This is a genomic window from Nitrococcus sp. (assembly GCF_059432795.1).
Genome location: NZ_JBXWZQ010000035.1, coordinates 1 through 5,910, shown reverse-complemented (window position 1 = coordinate 5,910; position 5,910 = coordinate 1). Strand labels below are relative to the sequence as shown.

The window sequence follows — 5,910 nt, the reverse complement described above, 5'->3', positions numbered from 1 at the left end:
TCGGAAACTCGCGCCAAAGCTGATCCGGGTCCTCTGCACCCATCCTTTGCTCCCAGCTCGCAGCAGAAATGCCGTCTAATATACATTAGGTGCTAAGCGGATAGGTATGTTTATCCTCAGTCAGCCTTCTCGTTTTAACGATGATCCATCATTTTTACGGCGCGGCTATCTATGCCACACCATGTCGCATTGATCGTCCTGCCGGTTATATTAATTCTGGTATTTACATATAGCATCCATCGGTGGAACCCATTATCCTTCCTCCGGAGCACATTCGAGAGTGGAGTTGCGAAGCATCTCTTCTGTAAACACTGTGGAATCAAGTCGTTTTACATTCCCCGATCCCACCCCGATGGAGTGAGCATCCACGCAAGCTGTCTCGATCCCGGCACCGTTGACGAAATGAATATCACATGATTCGACGGCCAGAATTGGGAGCGTTATTATCCGAATGGTCGATCCGATGGCTATCCGAATTAATAACGAAGAATCGCCTAACTAGCACATGCAGAACGACCTGGCGTACGGCCCGGCCGCTGTTGCGAAGCGTTGATCCCTCCCCGGCTCGCCACGGTTTCGGGTAGCAACGCCGAGGCCAACAAGCCGTTCACCGCGAGCTTTTCCGCTACCAACTCGATTCGCGACGGGCGACGAGATTCGCGCCGTAACAGATAGCAACTTCGCCTGGGAGGTTCACGGTTCCCGGCGCTCGTTGCGCCCGCGCTGGGGCGGCGAATGACGCGGTGGAAGCCTGGGCGGCCGCGGAAGCGCAATTAGGCAAAGCTGCCGACTTTGTCCGAGGCAAGTTGACAGACTAAACTGGTGCTCGGCCCCTTGTTTCGCCTGCGAAATGGAAGAAAGCATCATGCGTATCGCAAAAGAAGATATTCCAGCTCGAGTCGACGTGCCCGGCGCAACAGCCAGACAGCAGAGCGATTTTGGCAATGTAGCCGGATACGGAAGGATGGGAGCCGAGTATTTCTCCTTTAGCGCCGGAACCGATATCACGGAGTTGTTGCACGGGCTCGAGAACGATAGCTGTCAGAGTCCGCATTGGGGATATGTTGTAAACGGAGCAATCACATCCCTCTATGCGGATGGTAGCGAAGAAACATCGAGGACTGGAGACCTGTTCTACTGGCCGCCAGGGCACAGCGTGAGGGCGGAGGAAGACACCGATATCGTAATGTTCAGCCCGCAGCAGGAGCACGGCGCGGTCATCGAACACATCAGGCGCAAAGTGAGCAGTTAAACCGGTGTCTCCGGTGCGTGCGAGGCTGGTCGAGCGTCCGAGGCCAGTGCACGCAAGCTCCAGTTCATCCTCGCGATGCCGGCCCGGCGGTACGCCGAGCTCGGTGGCACGCTGGAGGGTATGGACTTCGCGCAAGGCTTGGCCGAGGGGCGGTTCGCCGAGCAGCGCCTCGTCGTTGCTCACGATCCGCTGCGCGCGGCGGAGCAATCGAGCCGGCGCCGAGAGCGAGAGCGGATCGCAGAGCTTGAGGCTTTCGCCGAGGCGCTGGTGCGCAAGCTCGATGTTCAAGACGCGGGACAGAGCACGCGCGGACGACGGCCCAGTGATCGTGGCGCCTACAGTCGTTTCCAGCCGGCAGTGGCCGAGGCCGAACTCACCCGCTTCATCCAGGCGGACTACCAGGCCGATCGCCTCAGCTACAGCGTGGACGAGGACGCCATCGCCCGCGCCGAGGTCTTCGACGGCAAGCTGGTGGTGCTGATCAACGTAGTGGACTTCTCCGCCGCCGAGGTCGTGCCGCGCTACAAGGCGCTCGCCGACATCGAGCGAGGCTTTCGGGTACTAAAGAGCGACCTGGAGATCGCACCGGTCTACCACCGTCTGCCCGACCGCATCCGAGCTCACGCGCTGATCTGCTTCCTGGCCCTGGTGCTCTACCGGATCATGCGCATGCGGCTCAAGGCACACGGCAGCACCGTGAGCCCGAAGACGGCATTGGAACTGCTTCGCCGAATCCAGCGCCACCGCGCGACAATCGGAGAGCACGGCTACAGCGGAGTCAGCAAAAACGGCCCAAGAGCAGCTGGATTTGTTCGCCGCGCTGGAGATACCGAAACCCTAAGAGCGGCGTGTAGTGTCATTTTCGACAGTGCCTCCTAGAGCGAATCAAACACTTGCGCGTTTAGCTGCGGAACTTGGGGGAGCGTCGATACGAAAAAGCCGGCGCGCGGCCGGTTCCGTGGGCGCAAGAAAAAGGCGCTGACGGCATAGTCAGCGACAGATAAAGGAGGAACGATATGGGCCTGAGTATCGCGATACAGCCGGATCAAGTCCTCCATCGAAACGGCGAGCGTCAATCGTTTTCTGAGCGCTGGTTGGCGCTTGCCGATGAAGCGGGGATCGCGACCGTACGGGCTGACGTGTTTTCGAAAAACGCGGTGCGAGACATCGCGAAATGCGATGCGTTCATGTGGCGGCCATCGCCCTCCGCGAATCCGCGCCAGTACGCGCAGCGGTTGCTGTACGCCTTGGAAGCGGGTCTCGGGATGCCGGTTTTCCCGTCCCTAAACACAAGATGGCACTTCGAGGATAAGCTGGCGCAGCACTACTACCTGGAGGCTGCCGGTATTCCGACGCCGGAGACCCACGTGTTTTGGGATAGTCTGCAGGCCAAGGCCTTCTGTAAGGATGCGACGTATCCGTTCGTGCTCAAGCTGTCGAGCGGATACCAGGCTCGAAATGTCCGATTGGTCCACGACGCCGACGAGGCGCTGTTCTTCGTCGAACAGCTGTTCGGGCCGGGTGCCCGGTCTCTCGGGTGGGGGCCCGTAAGCGGCCTGCGCCGCATGCTGCGTCGCGGACGTGTGGCGGCGAACATCCTGCGGGGCCGGTATCCGAACAGCCCCACCGCGGAGACAGAGCTGGAGCACGGATACTTCTTCGCGCAGGCTTTTCTGCCGGACAATGACTTCGACACACGCGTGACCATAATCGGCGACCGGGCGTTCGCGTTTCGTCGCCTGAACCGGCCGGGTGATTTCCGCGCCAGCGGCAGCGGACGTATCGAGTTCGATCCCGAGGTGATCGACGAACGGTCGGTCCGGCTTGCATACCGTGTCGCGCGACACGCCAACGCACAGACCATCGGCATCGACTTCCTCTACCGGCAGGGTGAGCCGGTCGTGGTGGAACTTACGTTCAGCTATGCTAGCTGGGCCGTACGCGACTGCCCCGGACACTGGATACTGTCCGGTGATCCAGAGAGCGGAGTCCTTGAATGGCACTCCGGCTCGCTCGCACCCGAAGACGCGATTTTCGTCGACTTCATGTGCGAGGTGGAATCAATCAGGCTGCGACAGGCCGCGGCCGGTCAGTACTGAAAACACCTGGCGCGTACGGTAAGGCGCTGCGCCGCTTTGCGATCAGATCGAGCGAACAGGTCGCGGTAGGGGCGGTGGGAACCGCCGTCCCAACCGCGACGTGTATGGTGGTCCCCGTAATTTGGGCCACTGGCGTAAATAGAATGCCACGCTGACAACGAGGAGACAGAGGTCGCACGTAAGCGGTTTAGCAGCGAGTTCAAGGCGAAGGTGGCGCTAGAGGCGATAATACCCCATTTGGGGTCAGTTCTCGCATTGTAGCGTTAGCTCTCTCCTCCCACGCCGGCTGAGTCGTGCGGGAGTTCGGATGGCTGCGCCACGCGCTAAACTCCGTGTTTGCCAGCGGGAGTAGGCGCAACACTGCGAGAACTGAAAATCGTCTAGAGGGCCCCTCGGCGGGCGGTAACTTTTTGGCTGCGAACTAAAGAGTTACCAAGCAGAGGAGGCCTTATCATGGCAGTCTACGGCGGCATTGATCTGCACTTGCGTTTTGGCTGTTATCGGCGGCCAAGGCGAATGGCTCTTTCAAAAACGGTCTCCCAACGAGCTGCGGTGCATCCTGGAGGGGTTGGAGCCGTTCCGGGCTGAGCTCTACTCTTGGGTGGTGGAGTCGACCTACAACTGGAACTGGTTGGTCGATGGGCTCAAGGACGCCGGCATCGATGTGAGTCTGTGCAATCCGGCGAAGGCGAAGCGTTATGACGGGCTCAAGTACAGCGATGACTTCCCCGATGCGCGCTGGCTCGCAGAGATGCGCCAGCTTGGCATTCTGCCGCAGGGCTAATCTACCCGCGAGCGCAGCGCTCGGTGCGGGATCTACTGAGACGCCGAACGCATCTGGTTAGCCAGCGCACGGCGCTGCTGCTGAGCACCCAGAACTTGCTGGCGCGCAACACCGGTGAGCAGCTCAGCGGCAATGCGGTGAGGGTGCTGTCCTGGGAGAGCATCGAGGAGCGTCTGCCCGAGCCCATTTTTGGTCTTGCCGTACGCACCAACCGGAAACCTATGCGTCTTGAACGGGGCCTTCTAATGGGTGACCCTTAGTGCTCTTGCAGGCTGCGCAGCGCACGAGCGTCGCGGTCAGCCGATGCCGAGCTTGTCTCGGCGGGGTAAGTTGACAACAATGCGCTCACTATCGATTCGCTATCAGGGCGATTTGCCAAGGAGGAAGGGCAATGGCCACCAGTTTCGCGCAGCGAATGATCCGTGCCGCCAAGCTCGACGCGAGCATTTACGAAGAGGTGGAGGCCGATGAGTCGGCCACCGTGCAAGCTGCCGGCGTAGTGCTCATCGCCAGCTTCGCCGCGGGTATCGCGGTGATGGCCGTCGCCGGTGTGCCGGGGCTGATCGCGGCCAGCATAGCGGCCCTACTCGGCTGGTTGACGTGGGCCGTGCTGATCTACCTGATCGGCGCCAAGCTGATGCCCGAACCGCAGACCCGCACCAATCTAGGCGAGCTGCTGCGCACGATAGGCTTCGCCAGCTCACCGGGCGTGATCCGCATCGGCGGTATCATCCCGGGCATTGGCTTCATCTTCGTGATCGCCGGTAATATCTGGATGCTGATCGCCATCGTCATAGCCGCCCGTCAGGCACTGGACTACACCAGCACCGGCCGCGCAGTGGGCGTGTGCTTAATAAGCTGGGTAGTGCAGCTTGGGGTGATATTCCTGCTGCAAAGCCTGACCATCGGTTTCGGTGACGGCACCGTACCTCCGCAGCCCACCATGTAGCTCATCGCCGAAAGTATCGATCGATCACTACGATGAGCTTGTCCGCGCGGGGCAACACCACTTCGGCAGTTGAGGTGACGAACCTATCCAGCCATGGCGTCTGGCTGCTGGCGCACGACCGGGAGCTGTTCATGCCGTACGCGGAGTTCCCGTGGTTCACGGATCAGCCTATCAAGGCGAACCTGCACGTTGAGGAACCATCGCCAGGACACTTCTACTGGCCCGATATCGATGTGGATCTCACTGAAGAAATCATCGAGCATCCAGAACGGTTCCCGAATAGGGCAAAGAGCTCATAACACAACGCTCAAGTGGACGCTGCTCGTAACTCGCGCCTATGAGCCGCTCGTTGTGCAATCCGCTGACGTGCCTCAGATGGAGAATTGGCTTTTGAGCGAGTTCTTACGAAAAGTTAATGAGCTGATTTCTGCTGGGGAGGTGCGGATATCGGAACATGGATATGATGAGTTGGCCGAAGACGGGCTTTCCGCGCGAGAGGTTCTTTCCGGCGTTGAAAAGGCGCAGATTGTGGAAGAATACCCTAACTACCCGAAAGGTCCTTGTACCCTAATCTTACAAAAGGATCGCGCAGGAAATCCGGTGCATGTCCTTTGGGGCATCCCGAAGGAGCATGAGAAGCCAGCGGTACTTGTGACGGGATACTGAGCACGGTCAACGTTTTTGATGGCGGTTTGGCCTGTGGCGATCAGAATTGGTAATGGTTTGAGCAGGATCCCCCTCAGGGATCTTGATTAACAAGACCCCCTTGGGGGAGTCTCCGGTTACCAAGCCAGGAGACCCCCGAAGTGTGCCACGCCGTTCTGCA

At 59.7% G+C, this 5,910-nt stretch carries 7 protein-coding genes and 1 pseudogene; all 8 read left to right on the top strand.

The window, feature by feature from the left end; all coding sequences use genetic code 11:
• Nucleotides 1–850: 850 nt before the first annotated feature.
• The 8 genes and pseudogenes from AC52Q4_RS03150 to AC52Q4_RS03115 all read left to right on the top strand — a co-directional run bounded on the left by AC52Q4_RS03150 (nt 851) and on the right by AC52Q4_RS03115 (nt 5,750).
• Nucleotides 851–1,252, top strand: coding sequence for a cupin domain-containing protein (locus AC52Q4_RS03150; protein WP_495535350.1), 402 nt, complete (start codon nt 851–853; stop codon nt 1,250–1,252).
• 51 nt (nt 1,253–1,303) lie between these two features.
• A pseudogene (locus AC52Q4_RS03145) lies at nt 1,304–2,093 on the top strand (IS1634 family transposase); the annotation flags it as partial.
• Between the two features lie 175 nt (nt 2,094–2,268).
• Nucleotides 2,269–3,351 carry an ATP-grasp domain-containing protein gene (locus tag AC52Q4_RS03140; RefSeq protein WP_495535349.1) on the top strand — a complete coding sequence of 361 codons (1,083 nt, stop codon included), beginning with the start codon at nt 2,269–2,271 and terminating at the stop codon, nt 3,349–3,351.
• 490 nt (nt 3,352–3,841) lie between these two features.
• Entirely contained in the window at nt 3,842–4,135 is a 294-nt protein-coding gene (locus tag AC52Q4_RS03135) for a hypothetical protein (protein ID WP_495535348.1), read from the top strand.
• Nucleotides 4,136–4,158: 23 nt separating this feature from the next.
• Entirely contained in the window at nt 4,159–4,395 is a 237-nt protein-coding gene (locus AC52Q4_RS03130) for a hypothetical protein (protein WP_495535347.1), read from the top strand.
• A gap of 131 nt (nt 4,396–4,526) precedes the next feature.
• Complete coding sequence (locus AC52Q4_RS03125; protein WP_495535346.1) at nt 4,527–5,084, top strand: YIP1 family protein; 558 nt, start codon at nt 4,527–4,529, stop codon at nt 5,082–5,084.
• A gap of 32 nt (nt 5,085–5,116) precedes the next feature.
• Complete coding sequence (locus AC52Q4_RS03120) at nt 5,117–5,383, top strand: DUF2442 domain-containing protein (RefSeq protein ID WP_495535345.1); 267 nt, start codon at nt 5,117–5,119, stop codon at nt 5,381–5,383.
• 76 nt (nt 5,384–5,459) lie between these two features.
• On the top strand, nt 5,460–5,750 hold the full coding sequence (locus AC52Q4_RS03115) for a DUF4258 domain-containing protein (RefSeq protein WP_495535344.1): 291 nt from the start codon (nt 5,460–5,462) through the stop codon (nt 5,748–5,750).
• Nucleotides 5,751–5,910: the final 160 nt, after the last annotated feature.